Raw genomic sequence first — 21,833 nt, 5'->3', positions numbered from 1 at the left:
AGATGATACAAGCACATACTAAGCACATGAAATTTTTAAATATCCTAATTGTAATTATAACAATCAATTTTACAACCAGAACAGTAGCACAAGAACGTGAAGCACTTCCTGCACAAGATGCTATGGGTACTCCTGCTAGTGATGTAGAAAAGAATACTGAAAAATTTATTCAACTTATAGCTGCGATGTGGACCAGAGAAATTCCACTAACCGACGATACAAATTTTGACAGTTTCATTGAGGCAGAAGATTACAAAACGGTTGATGCAAAGACCCTGAAATTAGAAGAAGTATATCCTGATTTTAATAAAGAAGGTTATAACTATAAGGCTATAAGGTCTTATAAAATAGAATTATCTGAAGAATTTTATGCTGTGGTCGTCACGCTTCTTAAAGGCGAGCACGAAATGGAATCTACATTAATCAACTATGATTTAAAAGGAAATATAATCGATTATCATGTGATTGCTTACGATGAGATTGCAGAAGGGCAATCGAGAATAGAGTCTAAAATCACAAAGAATATGATAGAAAGTAATCACATCTTTTACGGTAACCAAGTGCAAATAGAGCGCATCTTATCTGCAATTTTAGACGATGGAATAATTGACGGTATAGACCTTGTAGAATTGCATAAGGAATATGATAATTATCCTTTGATTTATGAAACCCTAGAGCAATTGCATTTAAATCAATTAGACATAAACATGGAGCTTTTCGTTAACAAAGTTATGCCCAATAACGAGAGCGAGATAATTATGGTAATTCCTGAAATTATTGAAGAAAGTATTGATGGTCTAAAGATGGATTGTCACATCGTAGTAGTGAATGTACAAACCCAAAAAGTAATACATCACTATGTAGATAAGGGCTATAGGTCAAATGCCGTACAACTCACCGAGATATCCATTGATACCGCTCGCTATCAGGTGTCTGAAAACGAAAGAGCTTTTGGCTTACGTGTGTTTTATTACAGCAGGTCCCAACCCAATCCTTACAGCAATAAAACACTTTCTCTTTATGTAAAATCAGGGGATTCTTTACGTAATATTTTAAATAGCTATGATGCTATGGAATATTCAGGCGAATGGGACACCAGATGTGCTGGTGAATTTACAGATATGAAAAATATTTTCATTATATCTAAAGAAAAGACAAATGGTTATTTTGATATCATTGTAAAAAGTGAAATTACTGATACAGAGAGTTTCCTTGATAAAAAAGACGAATGCAACTCTACAGAAAAGCTTTCAACTAAAAAAACTGTACTGAAATATGATGGTAAAGCTTATCACTAATAATAGATACATATGTTTTGTATCAACTATTCAGCTTCTTTATAAGCTTCCTTCATCCAACCGACCAACTCATCATCAATGTCATCTACCGAAGTAATTTGAACCCGATGTGTGCACATCGTACCAAAAGGACCTGAATTACCTAATCGATCTGTTGTTGGTTTGTTAGGTAACTTTAAACCTAAATCGATTCGTGTTTTAGTTGCTGGTTTTATTAAAACAAACTGTCGTTTTCTAATGACACTTACACTGGTCTTTTTAGGTGTTATAGTAATGTCTTTTCCAAAACCTTTTACAATAGGTAATAGCTTTTCATAAATTGGAAAAAGGCTTTCTTTACCTTTATATTGAGACGTCACCAAATCTTCAGGAGCATTATTTTCTTCTTTAGATAAACTTACAATAGTATTAGCAAAGCCATGTGTTACTCCATGTTCTTTTTTAAGATAATTGACGCCTTCAGAATGTTTTGCGAATGCTTTTTCTTTTAAAATTGATTTCCATTGGTCTAACGATTTACCAGTTTTCTCTGGCATATTATTAATCATAGTTTGTAATGCTTTGTCCATAATTTAATAGTTTACAGATGGTTTTCCTGTTTCTAAATACGAAATAAGGTTAAGATAAGAGTGCTCATTACCTTGAATGAAAAATTTCATCAAGGACATATACTTCTTGTTGTTTTTATAACCAATACCATAGGAGATGACTTTTGTTTTAGAAGGTTCTATGTCTTCAAAAAGAATCATGTTATACAAGTCTTTTTCATCTGCTTTCATAAAATCAGGAAAATTTTTGGTTAGTTCTGCCTGTAGTGTTAGCATTGTTTTAGGAATGTAATTCACAATATGCAAATAGATAGTAGAGTCATCACCAATTTCACCATCTTTTTTGTAATTGGTTTTAATAAGACCATTTATTTTAAAATCAATCTCTGCCTTAGCTGTTGCCCAACTTTCAAATCCTTTTTTTGTAGTGTAGGCATTCCAAACCGAGTCTAAAGGAACATTTACAATAAAAGATTGTTTTAAAACCATATTGTTGGCTTGCGAAGAATCTATTACTGATGTCACTCTTTTTTCTAAATTTTCTACGGTCTGAGCAATAAGTGCTACAGGAAAGCATAGTATTATAACCTGAAAGATTAGTTTTTTCATAATTCTACTGATAAGAGATTTACAAATTAAGAAACTTAAAGCAAATTACGATAGTAAAAAATTAACCTTTTCGATCTATTGGGAAGAAATTGGTGTCACCATCCTTATGAAAATCGGATTTAATAAATTCCTGTGGATTGAATCCTGAAAATTCTTTAAATTCCTTGATAAAGTGGGATTGATCAGCATAGCCAAACTCATAAGCTAGCTGAGACCAAACTAAATTTTCTTTGTTCTGTATTTGTTGAAGAATTTTATTAAATCTAAATATTCTATGGAAAACCTTTGGCGTTAAACCAAAATAGGTTTTAAACTGGTTGATAAGATGCTTCTGAGTTTTAGAATATGTAGCTATAATAGTATTATGATCTGATATAGGTTTTGTTTGTAATTGATAAAGGATTTCTACAAGTTCTAATCTTGGGGTTTTATTTTCTACGAGCTTATTAATTAACCAGTTTTCAATGATTTCAAACTTATGAGAAGCTTCACTTTTATTTAATATTTCAGTTCTTACGTCTAATATTTCTTTTCCGAAAATGGCTTCGCCATTAACAACTTTATTATTTAACTCATAAATCGGTAGATGTAAAAAGGGGTGAGAGCCATTCGTTTTAAATTGAATGACTAGCATTTCAGAATCTTGAGGTGCAGAAATAGATAGGAAATCTTTATGCATACCAGAAATCCATACATTTTTATAATTCCCATTTGGTTTTAGCGTCTTTTTATTAAATGTATGTCGCGTAATACCGTCTAATTCGAAAATAATAAACACATGACCAGTAGGGACGACACGTTCTATAGAATGGTCTGGCATAAAGCCTTTATAATAGAATATGGATTCAATAAATTCTGTTAGTGGTTTTTCTAATATGTGGTTGTGAAATATCAAGCTTTTATTTTGGAGGTAAACTATTTACGTAATCAAAACTTTGTTCAAAATAGCTGACCATTAATTTTCTATCAGTCCAAAGTGATTCTGGTACTAAAACATAGTCCTTCATTTTTGCACCATATGAGTAGTAAAAACCAGTATTATGTGTCTCCATAAATTTTTCTGCTTCGTCTTTTGGTAAGCGAATACCAATTTCGGCAGCTTTATTAAACAATGTAAACATATAACCATTAGATGAGGTATATATCATATTTTTACCTTTACGTTCAAATCCTTTACAGGCTTCGGTTATACTATCATAAATTTTTAGTCCGTCATCCCAATTCATAATAATAGTTTTTAGATATGTTGGTCAACTAGTATAGCATTTCCATCTGGATCTAAAACCACAAAACTTGCTGGGCCAGAATCAGAAGTTTCATCAATCTCGCTTGCAAATGCAATATCTTTTGATTTTAAATGCTTTTGAATTTTACGTACATCATCAAAATTTTCAAGCGTATTAGCATCTTGGTCCCAACCAGGATTAAACGTTAGTATATTGTTCTCAAACATCCCTTGAAACAAGCCAATGAGAGATGATTCATTTTTCATAATGAGATAATTTTTTTCAAGGTCTCCAGCAAAAACAGAGAATCCTAAAGTCTCGTAAAATGCTTTTGATGCCTTAATATCTTTCACAGCAAGGCTTATAGAAAATGCTCCTAATTTCATGATTTTGATTGTATTGTGAGTACTTAAAGGTAATAAAACTAACTTTTATAATATGCTTTGCCCGAAAGTCAATAAGTTAGTATCAGGATCTAGTAAAGAAAATTCTTTTTGTCCCCAAGGTTGAATTGTCAATTTACCATTTGGGTGAATCGCTATTTTTTTGTCTAAAAGCTCTTGGTATAATTGATCAATATTATCAGTTCTGATATAAACCTGACCATAATTTTCTTTTGGATTTAAGTCTTTAAATAAGAAAAAATGAATTTCAACAGTGTCCTTTTTTACCATTAAATAATCTTCATAATCTTTGTCACCTAATTCTCTAAATCCTAATTGATTTATATAATAATCCTTGGTTATTGTTTTATTGCGCATTGGCAATTTTGGATGGATATCAGTAAGCATAAATATTAATGTTTAAAATCACTTCAGCTTTATAACTCATATGCATTATTATTCACCATAAAAACAGCGTTAACTAAAAATAGTTTTCCATTTTCCCAAAAGCTTCTAAATAAGGTATTATCTACAAAGTAAATAAAACTACCGCTTCCCATACGTTCTTCACCAAATACTAAGGTTTGGTTGAGATTGCTTAGTGCATCTTTACCAGCAAAACCAGAATACACTTTGGTATTATCTAAATGCGCAACATTGTAACCACCATCTAATAAATCATAGGCAGAACTTCCTAATTTCAGTGTATAATAGTCTTCACCGTATCCAAAAGCCATAGGATGCGTACTATCTACTTTAGTTTTAAAAATAGCACCAGTTATAAGTTGATTAGTATACTCACGTTCACGATCTGCGTAAGGGGTTAATTTGTTATCCTCATTGTCATCGTCTGATGATTTGTATTTAAGACTAAAACCATCTTTACCAGCAAAACTTCTTAAGGCTCCATCAATAGCAATAACCTTTCCTCCAGCACGCACCCAATCCTTTAGTTTTGTCATATTGGCTTCATTCAAAGCACTTCCGTAATAACCATTAGGTATTATCAGCACATTAAACTTATCTAGGTTAGTACTATTTAAATTATCTGTGTTTATTGATGTTAAAGGGTATTGGAGTTGCTTTTCAAAGAAATGCCAAATTTCACCATAACTCAATGAAGACGTGCCTTTTCCAGAAAGTACAGCAACTTTTTGTTTATTAACGAGTTTAATATCTGGTGAGCCAATATCTGGATATGTTTCTGAAAACCCTGTATTAATTTGTGCTAAGGCTTTTGAATGCTCTTGGGCAATGGCATTTAATTTTGAAACAAATTTATCGATGTGTTTATTATCGCCTTTCGTTATTATTAGAGAACCACGTTCAAATTTGGTACCATTAGAAGTGAATGGTTTTTCTGTAAATCTAATCTTGAAATCATGCTGCAATACATCAGCTAAGAACTTTGCGTCATTTATTGAATTCCATTTGCTTACATAGCCATATGCATCATATAATACATTAAGCTCTATACGCTCAAATAGTTTACTACTACTCACTTTACTTGTGCTAGCAATAGCATCTAAACCGTAAGCATATGGGACAGACCAAGCTGTGATATCATAAGTTAAAGAATCTGTTAGTTTGGCATTGGGTTCAAACAAGACCTTAACCATTTTTCCTTTTGGTTGATTAGTATGTACAACCATAGCGTCACTAGTAACATTCATAGTGCTTTGCTGAGCAGATTTATAATTGTAACCTGAAACTTTAGAATTACTTGGGTTCTCAAAAGCGATGTCGTGCTTGCTTAAAAGTTCTTTTAAACTATTTAATTTATCTGTATTACCAGAAACCACATAACTCTTATATTTTAGTTTAGAATTATCAAAAAATTTCGCAAATTCTGAATTTAATTTTGAAGCGTTTTTCGATGCGATTTCAACTGTTGAAATTCCTGTTGTAGTATGGTGTGTTAGTCGTTCAACTAAAGTTAAAACATGCCCTTCATCATTTAATATTCCCAGTCCAGCCATGCCATGTCCACCTTGTTCGTAAGTCATACCAATTGCTCCCATATATGTTGGGTAGGTATCTCCATAACTCGGATAAAACAAATCGAAACGTTCTCTTGTAAAGAATAACCAACCTTCTGCATCAAAGTATTTGGCGTGATTTTTTCCGATTTGTGTTTGAAAATTGCGTTGCCAATCACTGATGATTTCATGAAATGGTTCTGCAGCTGGCGCAAAATAATAGGGTTCATTGATACCTTGCTCATGGAAATCGACATGAATATGTGGCATCCATTTGTTATAAACTTCTAAACGTTTTTGAGTTTCAATTTGCGTTGCCCAAGCCCAATCTCTATTTAAATCAAATAAGTAATGATTAGGTCTTCCACCTGGCCAAGGCTCATTGTGTTCACTAGCTTTTCTATCAATATCATATGGCTGACTTGCGGTTTCATTATACCAATTCACATAACGATCTCTACCATCTGGATTAATACATGGATCTATAATTACAACCGTATTTTTTAGTAGGTCTTTTTGTTCGGTCAATAATTTATATAAAGTCAACATTGACGCTTCTGTGCTCGATGCTTCATTACCATGAACATTGTAACTCAACCAAACAATGGCCACATCAGTGGATGTTGGAGTTCCTTCGATTAAACCTGTGTTTTTAAGATTATTTTCACGAATCGTTTCAAGGTTTTTTATATTTTCTTCGCTAGAAATATAGGCCAAGTATAAGGATCTACGCTCATTAGTTTTTCCATATTCTTCGAGCTTTACTTGATTAGGAACTGCATTTGCAACAGATTCAAAATAATCTACAACTTGATGATGACGACTAAATTGCGTACCAATTTCATATCCTAAAAAGTCGCTTGGAGATTGAATGTTTTGTGCTGATGCTAGGGTAAGACTACCAAAAAGGATCAACAGAACTAGAACTAATTTTTGCATTTATTAAATTTTTGGTTGAAAGCTAGTAAAGATAATCAGTGAAACTGAATTAACTAAAAATTAGCAGTTAAAAAACAGAAGTACATTATATTTATACCATAATTTAGATTACTATATGCCAACCGACTATATTCCGTTTAGAGAAACCAATTACTTCTCTGACTTTATTTGCGATTATCTAGACCAAAAGCCAGAGTTGAAATCTTTATACAATCGATTTCCAATTTTAGAAAACTTTAAAGCTCAGATAGAGGAGAAGTCTAAAAGCGGTTTCCTTGAGCGCAATCGAAAGGTGCTTTATGACGTATTGAACGAACAGTACAATAATCTAAATACTTCTAAAGCAACATTAAATCATATCGAAGTTTTAAAATCTGAAAACACTTTCACCATTACGACAGGCCACCAATTAAATTTATTTACAGGGCCTCTTTATTTTCTGTACAAGATAATTTCAACTATAAATCTAACAAAGGAACTCAAAGCAACATATCCAGATTATAATTTTGTGCCAATCTATTGGATGGCTTCAGAAGATCACGATTTTGATGAAATCAATTTTTTCAACTTTAAAGGAAAAAAGATTAAATGGAATTCAAATCAAACAGGTGCCGTTGGTCATTTTAATACTGAGGGTTTAGATGCGGTTTTGGAAGTGGTTTCTGCTGAATTCGGACCAGGAAAGAATGCTGAGCAATTAAAAACCTGGTTCAAAGAAGCGTATTTAAATCATGCTAATTTAGCCGATGCTACGTTTTACTTGGCAAATGAATTGTTTGGTGAATATGGTTTAGTGATTTTAGATTCAGATCATGCTGACTTAAAACGTTTATTTATTCCAAATATTAAGAAGGAACTCACAGAACAAACTGCTTTTAAACATGTTTCAAAAACTAATAAAACACTTGAAGACTTAGGGTTAAAGATTCAAGTGAATCCTAGGGAAATTAATTTTTTCTATATGGAAAAAGGATTACGAGAGCGCATCGTTTTTGAGAACGGTTTATATAAAGTTAATAATACAGAGATTTCATGGAGTAAAAGTGAATTCCTAAAGCACCTCGATGAGATGCCAGAACGGTTCTCACCAAATGTAATTATGCGACCATTATATCAAGAAGTTATTTTGCCAAATCTCTGTTATATAGGTGGTGGAGGAGAAATGATTTATTGGTTACAATTAAAATCTAATTTTGAAGCACAGGGTGTTACATTTCCTATGTTGTTGTTACGTAATTCTGCATTAGTAAAAACATTAAAACAAGCGGAAAAGCTTAAAAAGTTAAGTATTTCGGACAAAGATTTATTCTTAGATAGACATTCTTTTATCAATAAGAAGGTTAGAAAAATTTCAAATATAGATGTTGATTTTTCTGAGCAAATGAAGCATTTAGAACAGCAGTTTAAGGATTTACATCAACTTGCAGAGCAAACTGATAAATCGTTTTTAGGTGCTGTAAAAGCACAAGAGGTAAAGCAAATAAAAGGTTTAAGGCATCTCGAAAAGCGATTGCTAAAAGCTCAAAAACGTAAACTGGCAGATGAGATAGAACGCTGTACAGATTTACAAGAGCAGTTATTTCCTGGTCAGAGTTTGCAAGAGCGCAACACAAATTTTTCTGAATTATATTTAGAGCATGGAGAGGAATTAATTCCAAAACTTATGAATTTTCTTAAACCATTAAAAAGCGATTTTATCATTATAGCATTGTAATGAGAGCATGTTCTTTTAAACAATAATTTTCAACAGAAGTCTTCCTTTAGTTAGTTGTTACACAATATATTAAAAAGTTTTTTCTGCCAAATGCTAATATTCTACTCATATACATATGTAAAAGCGATGGATTGTCGAAAAAAGAAGCAGTTTAGCTTAATAAAGGCTTATTTGAATTTTTAGTGTATTTATTTGTTACGCTATTATATTCAACTTTCTACTCAATGCATTATTCAAACAATAAAAAAAGGATTTCATTTATTCTTTTTGGGATTTCGATATTTACTATCTTAGGTGTATCTCCTTACTTCTTAGGATCTGGTCTTAGTCAACCTGAAGCTGTAGGTGCTTTTTTAAATGGAAATTTTCCCGATGTTACTGTATCATCAGAACCTTATCGTCCGGCTTTTCCTAATCTTACATTTGATTCACCGTTAACATTTACTCATGTACCGAATAGTAATGTTTTGGTTGTAGGTCAGCGAAACGGTGAAATTTATTGGTTTGAAAATGATGAAACCGTAACAACAAAGAACCTTGTTGCTGATTTATCTACTGATGTTGGAGTAGTTTGGGATGGTGGTTTTTTAGGTTTGGCAATTCATCCTGAATTTGGAACACCTGGAAAAAACTATTTTTATACATATTATACATCTAAAGATGAGTTTGGTAATGATTATCCTGATGCATTTTTGAGTGGTTTTGGTTGTTATAGAGAAGATTATTGGGGCGGTTTTCTTTATTTAAGACGTTATGAGGTAAATCCAACAACATATACAGTTGTTCCTGGATCAGAATTGACAATGCTAAAATTACGTATGTTTAGTTCCACACATCGTGGAGGATCGATGGATTTTGGTAATGATGGTTTTTTGTATTTAACAACAGGAGAGCAATCTGCCTATACAAAATCGCAGAATATAACTACTAATTTAGATGGCGGAGTCTTAAGACTTGATGTTGATCAGGATCCAACTAAAAGTCATACTCCTATTAGAACATTAAATACAGGACGTTTTAGTGATGAAATATCTGGTGTAGGTTACGGTATTCCAAATGATAATCCATTTTTAAGCCCTTCAGGTACAAACTTTGAAGAATATTATACACTTGGTCATAGAAATCCTCATAGAATGACTAAAGATGAACTTACTGGTACTTTTTATATTGGAGAAATTGGTGGAGGTCAGCATGAGGAAATTAATATTGTTGACGCGGGTAAAAATTACGGCTGGCCAGTTTATGAAGGCTATGCCACAGGACCAGGAGCTGGTTGTGGTGCACCAGATGGTGGAATGTACAACAACATGCCCAATGAAGGCCCTTTAGTTTCGTTTCCACGTTCAGAAGCAAATGCTATAATAGGTGGTTACGTATATCGTGGTTCAGATCTACCAGAATTCTATGGTAAATACATATGTGCAGATTACGGAATTGGTGAAGAGATTTGGGCTGTTGATACTAATACTGGTGATTACGATCTTGTAACCTCATTCTCTCCCACAAATATTATATCATTTGGTGAGGATAATGAAGGTGAACTTTACCTATTGAGTCAGGGTGATAATGTCTTTTTATATAAACTAGTTCCAACTAATCAGTCGCCTTTAGACATAGCACCTCAATTACTGTCTCAAACAGGTGCTTTTCAAGATTTACAGACTTTAACTCCAAGTCCTGGTGTCATACCTTATGATTTAGTTGAATCGTTTTGGTCAGATGGAGCAGAGAAACAGCGTTGGATGGTTATTCCAAATGATGGTACTCATGATACGGCTCAAGAAAAAATTAGTTTTTCTGAAAACGGTGATTGGGAATTTCCTGTTGGTTCCGTACTTATAAAACATTTTGAAATGCCAATAGATGAGTTAAATCCTAGTCTGACACAACGACTAGAGACAAGATTTACAGTTAGGGCAAGTTCAGGTAGTTTTTATTATTTAACCTATAAATGGAATGCTACTCAAACAGATGCTGTTTTGCTAGATTCAGGTTTTGCAGAAGATATTCAAATAACTACCGCATCAGGATCTACACGAAACCAAACTTGGACTTATCCAGGAACTCAAGACTGCATATCTTGTCATAACAGTGCAACAGGCGGAACTATAGGACCTAGAACAAGAAATTTAAATTCTGATATGTTCTATCCATCGACTTCACTTACAGCAAATCAACTTGTTACTCTAAGTCATTTGGGTATTTTAGATGAAACTATCGATGATAATACAGTGCAAAGTTATCAGACCCATAAGACTTTGGATGATCCCAATGCAAGTTTGGACGAAAAAGCAAGATCATATCTAGATCTTAACTGTGCATATTGTCATAGACCAGGAGGTACTGGTGATAGAGCGCAATTTGATTTGAGACTTTCTAATAGTTTGGTTCAAACAGGTCTTATGTTTGCAGGAACAAACACACCTTTAGGAATTCCTGGTGAAAAAATTGTTGTAGCTGGTGATGCCTCTAAGTCTATTCTTTATCTTAGAACAGATAGCGTGGATCAAACTATTGCTATGCCACCAATTGCTAAGAATGAAGTAGATCAAGATGGTGTTGATCTCATCCAGGAATGGATAAACCAATTAGATCCTAATTATGAGGACCCTACAATAAGTGCTTCAACATATACTATAACAAATGTTGGTAGTGGTTTGGTTATGGATATTGCAGGTGTATCTCAAGATAATTTTGCAGATGTGCATCAATGGCAAGATTTTTCAAATGATAACCAAAGGTTCATTGTGCAACCAGCTGGTGGTAATTACTACACACTCAAAGCAGTTCACAGCAACAAGAATATTGACGTGCAAGCACAGGGGCAAGATCCTGGAACCAATGTAATACAATACCAAGAGAATGGTACGGATGCTCAATTATTTTCCTTTGAATATCTTGGTAATGATCAGTTTGCCATAAAAAGTAAAGCTAATGGACTTTATTTAGGTATAGAGAATAATTCTACAAATAATGGTGGTAGCATCAAAACATATGTAAATGATGATTCTGACTTTTTTAAGTGGACGTTTACAGATTTATTATATGTTCCAGTAACTGGTGTCAGTGTATCACCAGAATCTATTGAGATTTTTACTGATGAATTTGTCACTTTATTGGCTACGATTACACCTAATGATGCAAGTGAGCAAGATATTATATGGACTTCAAGTGATGAAACAGTAGCTATAGTTGATACTTTTGGTAATGTAACAGGCATTTCTGAAGGTGTTGCGATTATTACAGCAACTACTGTTGAAAGTGCATTTGCAGATTCTACTCAGTTAACAGTAATTTCTAATGATTGTAATGGTACAATTGTAGATCACACCGATCCAGTTGGTTCAGGAACAATACTAGCGAGAGGTGAGATTAACGCTGCTGAAGACAGATTTAAGGCCTTTGATAATAAGAAAACCCAGAATGATTTTAGTAAGTGGTTAGATAATACAGGAGTGCCAAGTGAAGCTAATCCTAGTTTTATTTCTATTGAGTTTGACAACCCACAATTTGTAAATAAATTAGTAATAACAAGTGCTAATGATAATCACGGTAGAGATCCTGAAAATTTTAGAATATTAGGGTCTAATGATAGTAATTTTATCGAATTAGCAAGTTGGACTGGAGTAGAGTTTACTGACCGTTACCAATCTAAAGATTTTAAGTTTGCTAATGTAACTGCGTACAAAACCTATCGCTTGGAAATCACCAAGAATGACGATGATGTAGCCATGACACAAATGGCAGAGATTGAATTAATAGGCTGTGATGGTCCTGTTGAAGGGATTATGTATGTTTATGATAATGGTTGGTTACCAAGTGACCCTAATGGTGTTGCTTTTATGAATGATTCTATTATGGTGAGTGCAGGTGAAGCTGTAATTTCTAGTAATACTATGTGTAATGATTTAACGATTAATCCAGGAGCAGCAGTAACTATAGATACAGGTGCTACTCTAACAACAACCGCAACTACACTAAAATCTACATCAATGTTGTATTCTAGTTTAATTGTTGATGGAGTAATTCAAGGTAATATAAAATATGAAAGATATGTTAATTCTAATATAGGAGGTAACGACCTTATTTCCCCACCACTTGCAGGAGAAATTTGGACTGAATTTTTACTCTCTGATACCAATGCAAGCGATATCTTGAATGATGGTAACGATAATCCAAGAACTTATTTATTTGGACCTTTTGATAAAAATGTTGATGGTTATGTCAATTATACTGATGATATTGAGTGGCCCTTAGTTAGTGGTAGAGGTTATAGAGCTGGCACTGTTGCTGGTTCTCATTTAGCGTTTAGTGGTGTCATACCAACGGGTCAAATCAACGTTAATATTACAGATACTGGTGCTACATTCCCAGATTGGAATCTTATAGGTAACCCTTACCCATCTTATCTTGATATGGATTTATTTTTAAATTATGTTATTGACGATAGCACAAATCCTGTGACAACCAATTTAAGTATCTTAGAGGATATATCAGGAATATATGGATATGTAGGTAATGGTAGTTCTAATGCATGGAGTGTTATTACGTTGGCAAATGCCTCAGATAAATTGATGACTCCTGGACAGGGATTTTTTGTTGCTGCAAATGATGCTTATGTAAGTGATTATGATATTGTTTTTGATCCATCTATGCGAGTAAAAGGAACTGATGATGATTTTATAGAAGGGCGTAGTTCAAATTTTTTAACGTATTTAAAACTAAATGCTGCAACAAGTAATAAAGACTATACTACTGAGTTTTATTTTAATGATAATGCAAGTTTAGGTTTAGATCTTGGATATGATGGGAAAATATTAGGTAATAATGCACCAAATTTCGCAATATATTCGCATCTAGTACAAGACAATTCTGGACTACCAATAGCATTACAGGCTTTAAATCCTTCCGATTTAATAAACACAATAATTCCATTAGGAGTTAATGCAAATCAAGGTGAACAATTAACTTTCAGTATTAGCGAAAGTACTTTACCTAATAATGTAGAAGTTTATCTAGAAGATAATGTAGCGAATACAGTTACACTTTTAAATTCTGGGGATTATTCACTTACACCCAATGTTGATTTGAGCGGAGCAGGTCGTTTTTATTTACGTATTTCTTCATCTAGTTTATCTGTTAATAATAATGCATTTGATAATATAAGAATTTATACAACTGACGATACGAAATCTCTATATATAAAAGGAAGTTTGGTAGAAGACTCAGCAATGTATTTATATGACGTTAAAGGAAGATTAGTATTAAATAAAGAGTTGAATTATCGCAATGAATTGAATACTATTGATATTTCAATGATTGGAACTGGTGTTTACTTTGTGAAGTTGTTTAATGATAGTCAAAGTAAAACAACAAAGCTTTTGATTAAATAATTTTGTTCTACAAAAAGCATATTTTTCGATTTGAAGTATAGAAACTATTTATAACTATTATTTCCACTTAACGATTGCTCGGTTGATAGTTTGTCGTTGATACTTTCGTTTCTGTAAGCGCGAATTAGTATAGTCACTAGAATATAAATTAACATAATTGTACAGTTTTGATTAGATAAATGATTTTGTTTAGTTTTCGTAGCGACTTGCGTCTGATTGTCTGCAGCCTAAATCAGCGCAAGGCACCACAAAACTGGTTTGCCATTTTTATAATGACAATACAAACTTATACAAGAGCATAACTGCAATGAAAAATACCTTACGGACATTAAGTGGACATTCCGCAAAGTACCATTGGACAAAAGGTGGACTAAATAGTGTAAATATTTGATTTAAAGCTCTATAACTAATTCTTGTAAAGACTCTTCGGTACTAAGATTAAGTTTTTTACGGAGTCTATAACGTGCTTTTTTTACACCTTCAATTGAGATATTTAAGATATTAGCAATCTCTTTACTCGATAAATTCATTTTCAATAATGACATTAAACGCAAGTCGTTATTACTTACCTCAGGATAACTGCGTTTTACCTTAGAATTGAAGTCTCTATGTACATCTTCAAAATAGTTTCTAAACTGTTCCCAATTATTATCATTATTAATATCTAGGTTTATGGTGTTAATGACTTTTTGATAGCTCCTAGAATTAGGACTGTTAGATTTAAGTTCTTTTAATTGAGATTTTAAATCTAACAAGACTTCGTTTTTATGAGCTAAGTGTAGTGCATGTGTTGTGAGTTCCTTTTCTTTAAACGCTAAGTCATTGTCTAATTTTTCACGCTCTATTTTGTTGCGTTTCATTCGTTGTCGTAAACCATAAACAATGGCTATGGCTAATGATAATGCACCAATAAGTGAGATAATGAGAAACAATTTTTCATTTTCAGCCTTTTTCTTTCTTTCTTCTAGTAGTTTAATTTCATTCTCTTTAATGATGAGCTCTTTTTCTTTCTTTTCGGTTTGGTACTGAATTTCGAGTTCATTAATTCTTTCAATATTTTCTGTATTTAAAAGTTCATCATGAAGCTCAAAAAAACTAAGATGATTTTCATAAGCTTTTTCATAGTTTCCTAATTTGGCTTGTGCCTTAGAGATGTCTAAATAATCATTTTTAATATTATCCTTAGCTTGGGTTTCTTTATCTATAGTTAAAGCTTCTTCATAATAGAGAAGGGCTTTTTTGTTATTATTTAATCTGAGTTCTACATTTCCTAATTCAGAAAGATTTAAGGCTACTAGAGCTTTTTGTTCGTAATTTTTGCTGATGTCTAACGATTTTTCGAATAGTTTTTTCGCTTTAGAAATACTATCTGTTTCCATGTAGATTTGTCCTAAACTATTATATGCACCAGCTAAGTCATTATTGTAGTTCATAGCTTTGTATTGAGGAATTATCTCTTTGTACATAGCAATGGCTTTTTCGTATTGTTTGGAGTGTTTTAAATTATTAGCTATTAAGCTATTTGTTGCGTTAATCTCTTCTTCATAGTTAGTAAGTGTAGAGAAAATAGCCTTCGCTTTTTCTAAGTAGGTATTTGACATTTCGAAATTTGAAATACTATTGTAAGAATATCCAATGTTATAATAGCTGTAAGCAATATTCCAAGGTTCAGACTTAATTGCTTCTTTAATTTTAAGTGCTTCTATATGTGTAGCAATAGCATCATCAAAATTTCCCAGGTCGTCTAATATGATACCTTTATTATTTAAAGCTTCTGCAATACTGGCACTGTCATTGAGCTCTCTTTGAAGTTCTATTGCAATATCAATTGTTTTTATTGAGTTTTCAAAATCTGAAATAATAGCATAGTAAACACCCAAATCATTGGTAGTTTGGGCTATTTGATCCTTAACGTTATATTGCTTGGCTAATGCTATAGCTTTGTCTAAATAGGGTTTCGATATTTTTGGATCAACATAAATATATTCCATATTAAGTTGTCTATACGATTCTATTTTTAACGTATCATGTTGTTTGGGAATACTATTAAGGATACTATCTACACGCTTTTTATCTTGGCAGTGGCTATCTAAAGTACTAAGTATAAAAATTAAAATTAGTATAGAAAAAGGAATATTGCGCAATGCTTTTGAGAGATTCATATGTTTCGTTTGTTAAGAGTTCAAAATAAAATATGACTATAATTCTATGACCAATTCTTGTAAAGACTCTTCTGTATTGAGATTGAGTTTTTTACGTAAGCGATAGCGTGCTTTTTTAACGCCTTCAATTGAGATATTGAGAATGTTAGCAATTTCCTTGCTTGATAAATTCATTTTTAAAAGCGACATTAAGCGTAAGTCGTTGTTACTGACTTCAGGATAATTGCGCATAACTTTAGAATTAAAATCTCTATGTACATCTTCAAAATAGGTTCTAAACTGTTCCCAGTTATTATCGTTATTAATATCTAGATTAATGGTGTTAATCACTTTTTGGTAGCTTCTAGCATTTGGACTACTAGACTTAAGTTCTTTTAATTGCGATTTTAGATCTAACAAGACCTCGTTTTTATGTGCTAAGTGCAATGCATGTGTTGTGAGTTCTTTTTCTTTAAACGCTAAATCAGTATCTAATTTTTCGCGTTCAATTTTGTTGCGCTTCATTTTTTGTCTAAGTCCATATACAATGGCTATTGCCAATGCTAATGCGCCAATGAGTGAAATAATGAGAAATATCTTTTCATTTTCAGCTTTTTGCTTTCGCTCCTCTAAGAGTTTAATTTCATTTTGTTTGATAATAAGCTCTTTTTCTTTCTTTTCGGTTTGATATTGAACTTCGAGTTCATTCATACGTTCAATATTCTCTTCACCCAATATTTCATCATGAAGCTCATGATAATCTGTATGATATTCATAAGCCTTTTTATAACGTCCTAAACCAGCATAAGCTTTAGATAGTTCTAAAAGATCACCAATCTTCTTTTTTCGTGTTCCAGTTTCATCAGCTATTTCTATAGCATCTTTCATATAATTTAATGCTTTTCGATATTCACCTTTTAGGTTGTAAAGTTCTCCAAGATGCCTTAGGTTTAATCCAATAAGTGAGGTTTCGCCATATTGCTTGCTTATAACTAGGGCTTTGTTATAAAAATCTTCTGCAAATTGCAAACTGTCTTGTTGTGCATAAATCCACCCTATATTATCATAAGCACCAGCCAAATCATTATTGTAGTTTTTCTCCTTATAAAATGGCACAGCCTCAAAGAGTAATGCCTTAGCTTGTTCATATTTTTTTTGGCCTTTTAAGTTAAGAGCCAGATTAACATTTATGGTTGCTACATCATCTGGCAGGTCTAGTTTTTCATAAATAGCTTTAGCTTTGTTGTAATATTCATTAGAGATGTCATAATTTTCTATATCTCCATGTATGTTTCCAATATTCCAATAACTTGCTGCAATACTTTCTTCTGTATCTCCAATCTTTTCTTTTAGTTTTAAGCTCTTCATATGAACTTCGAGACACTCATTGAATTTCCCTAAACTTCGCAGAGAATTAGCTTTATTATTAAGGGCGTAGGATACTTGTGTCATGTCATCGAGTTTAGTATACATATCGATTACCTTATCGTAAATAGAATCTGATTTTTCATATTGCGATGTCATATTATAGTAAACACCAAGGTAGTTTGTAGTTCTGGCAATAAAATCTTCGTTATTTAGTCGTTTAGCTAATACTAAGGTGCTATCTAGATAAGGTTTAGAAGCCAGTGGATCTACATAAAGATATTCTACCCATAGCCTTGCGTAAGTAATAATTTGCGTTGTATCGGTTTGTTTTGATACAACTTGTAGCAAACTATCAACTCGTTTTTGATCTTGACTATGTCCAATAAATGAACCCAAGCTAAAAACTAAAATCAGTATAGGTAGTAATTTGTCCACCTTATGGTAGACATCTTTAATTTTTGCAGAAAAAGGGACATTAATTGACGCTTTTGTGATATTCATGGTTTCTAATGGTTAGGTTATCTAAGATAATACTATTTATGATTTAATTTTAAATAACTGAAAATCAGTTTATTAATATATTTAAAACAAGAGTTGTCCACTCAATATAAATATCAAAAAAAAATTGAAATTCTATTTTTTTTAATGGTGGACAAAAGGTGGACAGACCCATTTTTATGGAAAATGAGACTGTATTTTGTCTAAATTGCTTCAACAAAAACTGGTTACATGTTCAAAATTTTCACAACCCTAACATTTGTTTTGGTCATAAACATTTCTTGTTTTAGCCAACAACTATATTTTGAATTGGGTACAACGGTCTCATCTTTTGATTATGAAAATTCTCAAGGAAGACCACTTGATAATTTACTTTCTAAGTCAAAATCATACTATGGTATGGGTTACAGACAAAGTATTAACTCTAGAAGAACTTTGTATTTATCGTTAGGTGCATCCTATAACAATTACGGAGCAATTGGTAGTGAAAGCAGTGTCGATAACTATTTTGAATGGGATGTTAGTTACCTAGGATTAAAAGCAGGGTTAGGTATAAAAATGTTTGAACTACGTGATCTTTCATTTTTTGCAAATGTCTCTGTTGCTTCAGAATTTTTAATCAGAGGAAATCAAACTATAAATAACGATGTGTTTAACCTTGTTGGTGAAGAAGAATTTAATAACAATATTTTATTCTTTAGAGGTGGAGTAGAGATGCAATATCCTATTTCGAGAAGTACGGCCATTTTTGTTGGTTACAACTATGGAAAATCTGTACTAATAAGTAGTGGCGAAAACGCTGAAAAACTGAAATTAAATGCGCATCAATTTGGTCTGGGTTTTATAATAAATCTTCCAAAATGTTACTGTGATTATTAACTTTTAGATATAAAAGTGGACAAAAGGTGGACATAGGACAATTACTGTAAAACTATAAAGAATTAAGTATAAATTTCATAACCAATAAAAATATAAATGATGAAAATATATAACATAAAAGGACCTATTTGCTTATTGCTTTTATTCTGTTTTGTTCAAGAATTTCAGGCACAGAGCAATTCTGGTTATCGTATCTTAAGGTCTAATTTAGGAAGTGCTGGCTCTTCTAAAACAATTGAAACTTCTAAGGGCAGTTATAACGTTAGTCAAAGTATTGGACAATCTAGTGTCATTGGTACGCATAGCAACAATGGATATTATTTGAGGCAAGGGTATCAACAACCTATGACCAATAAGATTGTAGTTGATAAAGAAGTTGATCGTAATTTAAAAGCAAAAGTATATCCAAATCCATTTATAAATGTAGTTGTAATATCATTTAGTGATACCATGTTTAAAGATATCACAGTTATGGTTTTTGATATTAATGGCAAAACAATTCATTCCCAAGAATTCCTTCCTCTGCAAGAAGTTGAACTAAGAATTAATGATATAGACAGTGGTATTTATTTACTCAAAGTCATATCAGGACATAAGCACTTTCATACAAAACTTATCAAGATTTAAAAAAATTAAGCAACCATAAAAAACCAAGAATTATGAAAAAAATACTAACCTTAGCATTTCTTATTTGCTTTACTTCTCTAGTTATTGCACAATCTGAAGGTATTACTTATCAGGCAGTTATTATCTCACCAGATGATTTAGAATTACCTGGTGTAGATTCAGAAGGTAATTATTTACCTAATACTACAATAGCTCTCAGGTTTTCTATTCTTTATAGTAACAATCCGTTAGAGACTCCTGAATTTCAAGAAGTACGTGTTGTAGATACTGACGAGTTTGGTCGTATAAATCTTATCATAGGTGAAAACAATGATGATTTTGAGGACGTTGAATGGGATGGTACAACTAAATTCCTAAAAGTAGAAATTGACTTTGAAGGCGGTTCTAATTTTGAAGAAATCAGCAGAGAACGACTTACTTATGTGCCATATGCACTTCATAGAAAAATAAGAGCTACAGATAGTCTTACTGTTGAAGGGCACACATTATTACATGGACATTTAGACGTAGAGTTACCAACTAATTTAAATAGCTCCCTTAATGTAAATAATGGCAATGCAACTAGCTTATCTGGTACTTTAACAGTAGATGGAGAGACCAATTTAAACAGTAGCTTCAATGTAAATTTGAACAGCCCATCTTACTTAACAGGCGATTTAACAGTTGATGGTAATAGTGCCTTAAATGGTACATTGGATGTTATAGGACAAACAACATTAGGTAATTTAACTGTAAATGGTCAGGCTAGTTTTGGAGATTTATCAGCGGAAGCACTTGTAGTTAATCAAAGTACAAATTTAAATGGAACAACAGTTATTGATGGATTAGGTAGTCAAGTAAAAATTACATCAGACATGAATGGTGTTTCACTTGAGAATCCGCCAATAGCATGGCACCCACTATTAATCGATGGAGGAATTAATGGTTTAGCTATAAGAGTACAAGGTAGTAGATCTAATCAATCCAATTTTATAACCTTTTATGATGAAATGCGAACAGCACCTTGGGGTAGAATTGAGGGTGAAACTATTGATGAATTTGAAAATAATGCTGATTGGGTATTTGATCAAAGCTCTTTAGAATATGACATTTTTGATGGTTGGATAGACTATGGTTCTGCACTTGCAGATGAAATTATTGCCGGTGCGCAGGTTATAAAGGCGGCTTCAGACTATAGACCATGTACTGGTTTTGGAGCTTGTATTGTAACTCCAGGTCCTGCGGATATTATATTCTCTGCACTAGAGATGATCTCTTCAGCGGCTCAAGCGATTGCAGCGGCATTTGCCATAGATCGTGCAAATGACAATAAAGATTTGTACAACTTTAATAAAGAATCACTACAAGGTGTTACATACGCATCAGGATCTGGTGATTATGCCGAGTACTTAATGCGAAATGACCTTAATGAAAAAATGACTTATGGAGATATTGTTGGAATTAAAGGGGGGAAAATATCTAAGAATACTTCTGGTGCCGAGAGAATGATGGTTGTTTCTTTTAAGCCTATTGTTTTAGGAAATATGCCAAAAAGTAGAGAGCAAGATTATGAAAAAGTAGCTTTTATGGGGCAAGTACCAGTTAAAGTTTTTGGAAAAGTAAGAATAGGAGATTATATCATTCCTAGTGGTAAAAATGATGGTGTAGGTATAGCGATATCTCCTTCAGAAGTTAATACAACTAACGTAAAGAAAATCGTAGGTATAGCATGGGAAAACTATGATGGTCTCGCTAGTTTTAATATGATAAACGTAGCAGTTGGCTTAAACAGAAATGATAACAACCCAATATTATTACAATTAGAAGAGAAAGTAAATGAACAAGATGCTGAAATTGCCAGTTTAAAAAATGAAATAAGTAAAATATATGACATGCTAGCTGGTAATATAGAAGCTTCAAAGTTAGAGGCGCTTGCAAGTCAGTCTAATGAAACTGAAAGTGCAACTAAGTATGATGACAGAAAGTATGAAATCATGGACACTGAAAGAGGAGAGATTATCTATTTTGAAATAACTAGAGAAGATATTGAAAAAGGCTTAAAAATGGCTCAAGACCAAATGGAAGCTCAAGGTATTGATATAGAAAAACATGTTTTCTGGAAAAAACTAAAGACTGATCCTAATTTTAAGAATGAGATAATGGAAAGAATAATGACCAATTTAGATAAGCAAATCCATTACCATAAAGAAATAAGTTTAGAACCTAAAAATTAGAATAATCTAAAGCTTTAG

The 21,833-nt window shown here is 32.5% G+C and carries 15 protein-coding genes; 6 read left to right on the top strand and 9 right to left on the bottom strand.

What is annotated here, in order from left to right:
- Positions 1–2: 2 nt before the first annotated feature.
- On the top strand, positions 3–1,298 hold the full coding sequence (locus Q0822_RS16755; protein ID WP_299125894.1) for a hypothetical protein: 1,296 nt from the start codon (positions 3–5) through the stop codon (positions 1,296–1,298).
- A gap of 26 nt (positions 1,299–1,324) precedes the next feature.
- Here the strand turns inward: Q0822_RS16755 and Q0822_RS16750 are convergent, their stop codons facing one another.
- The 7 genes from Q0822_RS16750 to Q0822_RS16720 all read right to left on the bottom strand — a co-directional run bounded on the left by Q0822_RS16750 (position 1,325) and on the right by Q0822_RS16720 (position 6,982).
- Positions 1,325–1,867 carry a DUF4287 domain-containing protein gene (locus Q0822_RS16750; protein WP_299125891.1) on the bottom strand — a complete coding sequence of 181 codons (543 nt, stop codon included), beginning with the start codon at positions 1,865–1,867 and terminating at the stop codon, positions 1,325–1,327.
- Between the two features lie 3 nt (positions 1,868–1,870).
- Complete coding sequence (locus Q0822_RS16745; protein ID WP_299125888.1) at positions 1,871–2,455, bottom strand: SRPBCC domain-containing protein; 585 nt, start codon at positions 2,453–2,455, stop codon at positions 1,871–1,873.
- Between the two features lie 61 nt (positions 2,456–2,516).
- On the bottom strand, positions 2,517–3,350 hold the full coding sequence (locus tag Q0822_RS16740; protein WP_299125885.1) for an AraC family transcriptional regulator: 834 nt from the start codon (positions 3,348–3,350) through the stop codon (positions 2,517–2,519).
- Positions 3,351–3,354: 4 nt separating this feature from the next.
- Positions 3,355–3,681, bottom strand: coding sequence for a hypothetical protein (locus Q0822_RS16735; protein WP_299125883.1), 327 nt, complete (start codon positions 3,679–3,681; stop codon positions 3,355–3,357).
- Positions 3,682–3,692: 11 nt separating this feature from the next.
- The gene (locus Q0822_RS16730; protein WP_299125881.1) at positions 3,693–4,067 is read right to left on the bottom strand and encodes a VOC family protein; all 375 of its coding nucleotides are present in this window, start codon (positions 4,065–4,067) and stop codon (positions 3,693–3,695) included.
- A gap of 45 nt (positions 4,068–4,112) precedes the next feature.
- Positions 4,113–4,472, bottom strand: a complete 360-nt coding sequence (locus Q0822_RS16725) for a VOC family protein (protein ID WP_299125880.1) — start codon at positions 4,470–4,472, stop codon at positions 4,113–4,115.
- Positions 4,473–4,501: 29 nt separating this feature from the next.
- A complete protein-coding gene (locus tag Q0822_RS16720) occupies positions 4,502–6,982 on the bottom strand; it encodes a M14 family metallopeptidase (RefSeq protein ID WP_299125877.1) in 2,481 nt (826 codons plus the stop codon).
- Positions 6,983–7,097: 115 nt separating this feature from the next.
- Here Q0822_RS16720 and bshC point away from each other — a divergent pair, with 115 nt between their 5' ends.
- Positions 7,098–8,696, top strand: coding sequence for a bacillithiol biosynthesis cysteine-adding enzyme BshC (bshC, locus tag Q0822_RS16715; RefSeq protein ID WP_299125875.1), 1,599 nt, complete (start codon positions 7,098–7,100; stop codon positions 8,694–8,696).
- A gap of 224 nt (positions 8,697–8,920) precedes the next feature.
- Positions 8,921–14,089, top strand: coding sequence for an RICIN domain-containing protein (locus Q0822_RS16710; protein WP_299125874.1), 5,169 nt, complete (start codon positions 8,921–8,923; stop codon positions 14,087–14,089).
- Positions 14,090–14,481: 392 nt separating this feature from the next.
- On the opposite strand, the gene Q0822_RS16705 is transcribed toward Q0822_RS16710, so the two are convergent.
- Positions 14,482–16,251 (bottom strand): tetratricopeptide repeat protein, encoded by a 1,770-nt coding sequence (locus Q0822_RS16705; protein ID WP_299125871.1) that lies wholly within the window; start codon positions 16,249–16,251, stop codon positions 14,482–14,484.
- A gap of 36 nt (positions 16,252–16,287) precedes the next feature.
- Positions 16,288–18,099, bottom strand: coding sequence for a tetratricopeptide repeat protein (locus tag Q0822_RS16700; protein ID WP_299125870.1), 1,812 nt, complete (start codon positions 18,097–18,099; stop codon positions 16,288–16,290).
- A 228-nt stretch (positions 18,100–18,327) separates the two neighbouring features.
- On the opposite strand from Q0822_RS16700, the gene Q0822_RS16695 reads away from it, so the two are divergent.
- The 3 genes from Q0822_RS16695 (at position 18,328) to Q0822_RS16685 (ending at position 21,815) form a co-directional block, all read left to right on the top strand.
- Entirely contained in the window at positions 18,328–18,975 is a 648-nt protein-coding gene (locus tag Q0822_RS16695; RefSeq protein WP_299125868.1) for an outer membrane beta-barrel protein, read from the top strand.
- Positions 18,976–19,071: 96 nt separating this feature from the next.
- Positions 19,072–19,602, top strand: a complete 531-nt coding sequence (locus Q0822_RS16690) for a T9SS type A sorting domain-containing protein (protein ID WP_299125865.1) — start codon at positions 19,072–19,074, stop codon at positions 19,600–19,602.
- A gap of 32 nt (positions 19,603–19,634) precedes the next feature.
- On the top strand, positions 19,635–21,815 hold the full coding sequence (locus Q0822_RS16685) for a hypothetical protein (RefSeq protein ID WP_299125862.1): 2,181 nt from the start codon (positions 19,635–19,637) through the stop codon (positions 21,813–21,815).
- Positions 21,816–21,833: the final 18 nt, after the last annotated feature.

This window comes from uncultured Winogradskyella sp., from assembly GCF_947496485.1.
In the GTDB taxonomy this organism is placed as follows: Bacteria; Bacteroidota; Bacteroidia; order Flavobacteriales; family Flavobacteriaceae; genus Winogradskyella.
This window is presented reverse-complemented; position numbering and strand designations above follow the sequence as displayed.

Coding starts and splice junctions, on each gene's coding strand:
- Q0822_RS16730 (WP_299125881.1), bottom strand. CDS start 4,067: ATGAAATTAGGAGCATTTTCTATAAGCCTTGCTGTGAAAGATATTAAG.
- Q0822_RS16695 (WP_299125868.1), top strand. CDS start 18,328: ATGTTCAAAATTTTCACAACCCTAACATTTGTTTTGGTCATAAACATT.
- Q0822_RS16700 (WP_299125870.1), bottom strand. CDS start 18,099: ATGAATATCACAAAAGCGTCAATTAATGTCCCTTTTTCTGCAAAAATT.
- Q0822_RS16725 (WP_299125880.1), bottom strand. CDS start 4,472: ATGCTTACTGATATCCATCCAAAATTGCCAATGCGCAATAAAACAATA.
- Q0822_RS16755 (WP_299125894.1), top strand. CDS start 3: ATGATACAAGCACATACTAAGCACATGAAATTTTTAAATATCCTAATT.
- Q0822_RS16690 (WP_299125865.1), top strand. CDS start 19,072: ATGATGAAAATATATAACATAAAAGGACCTATTTGCTTATTGCTTTTA.
- Q0822_RS16735 (WP_299125883.1), bottom strand. CDS start 3,681: ATGAATTGGGATGACGGACTAAAAATTTATGATAGTATAACCGAAGCC.
- Q0822_RS16720 (WP_299125877.1), bottom strand. CDS start 6,982: ATGCAAAAATTAGTTCTAGTTCTGTTGATCCTTTTTGGTAGTCTTACC.
- Q0822_RS16745 (WP_299125888.1), bottom strand. CDS start 2,455: ATGAAAAAACTAATCTTTCAGGTTATAATACTATGCTTTCCTGTAGCA.
- Q0822_RS16750 (WP_299125891.1), bottom strand. CDS start 1,867: ATGGACAAAGCATTACAAACTATGATTAATAATATGCCAGAGAAAACT.
- bshC (WP_299125875.1), top strand. CDS start 7,098: ATGCCAACCGACTATATTCCGTTTAGAGAAACCAATTACTTCTCTGAC.
- Q0822_RS16710 (WP_299125874.1), top strand. CDS start 8,921: ATGCATTATTCAAACAATAAAAAAAGGATTTCATTTATTCTTTTTGGG.
- Q0822_RS16685 (WP_299125862.1), top strand. CDS start 19,635: ATGAAAAAAATACTAACCTTAGCATTTCTTATTTGCTTTACTTCTCTA.
- Q0822_RS16705 (WP_299125871.1), bottom strand. CDS start 16,251: ATGAATCTCTCAAAAGCATTGCGCAATATTCCTTTTTCTATACTAATT.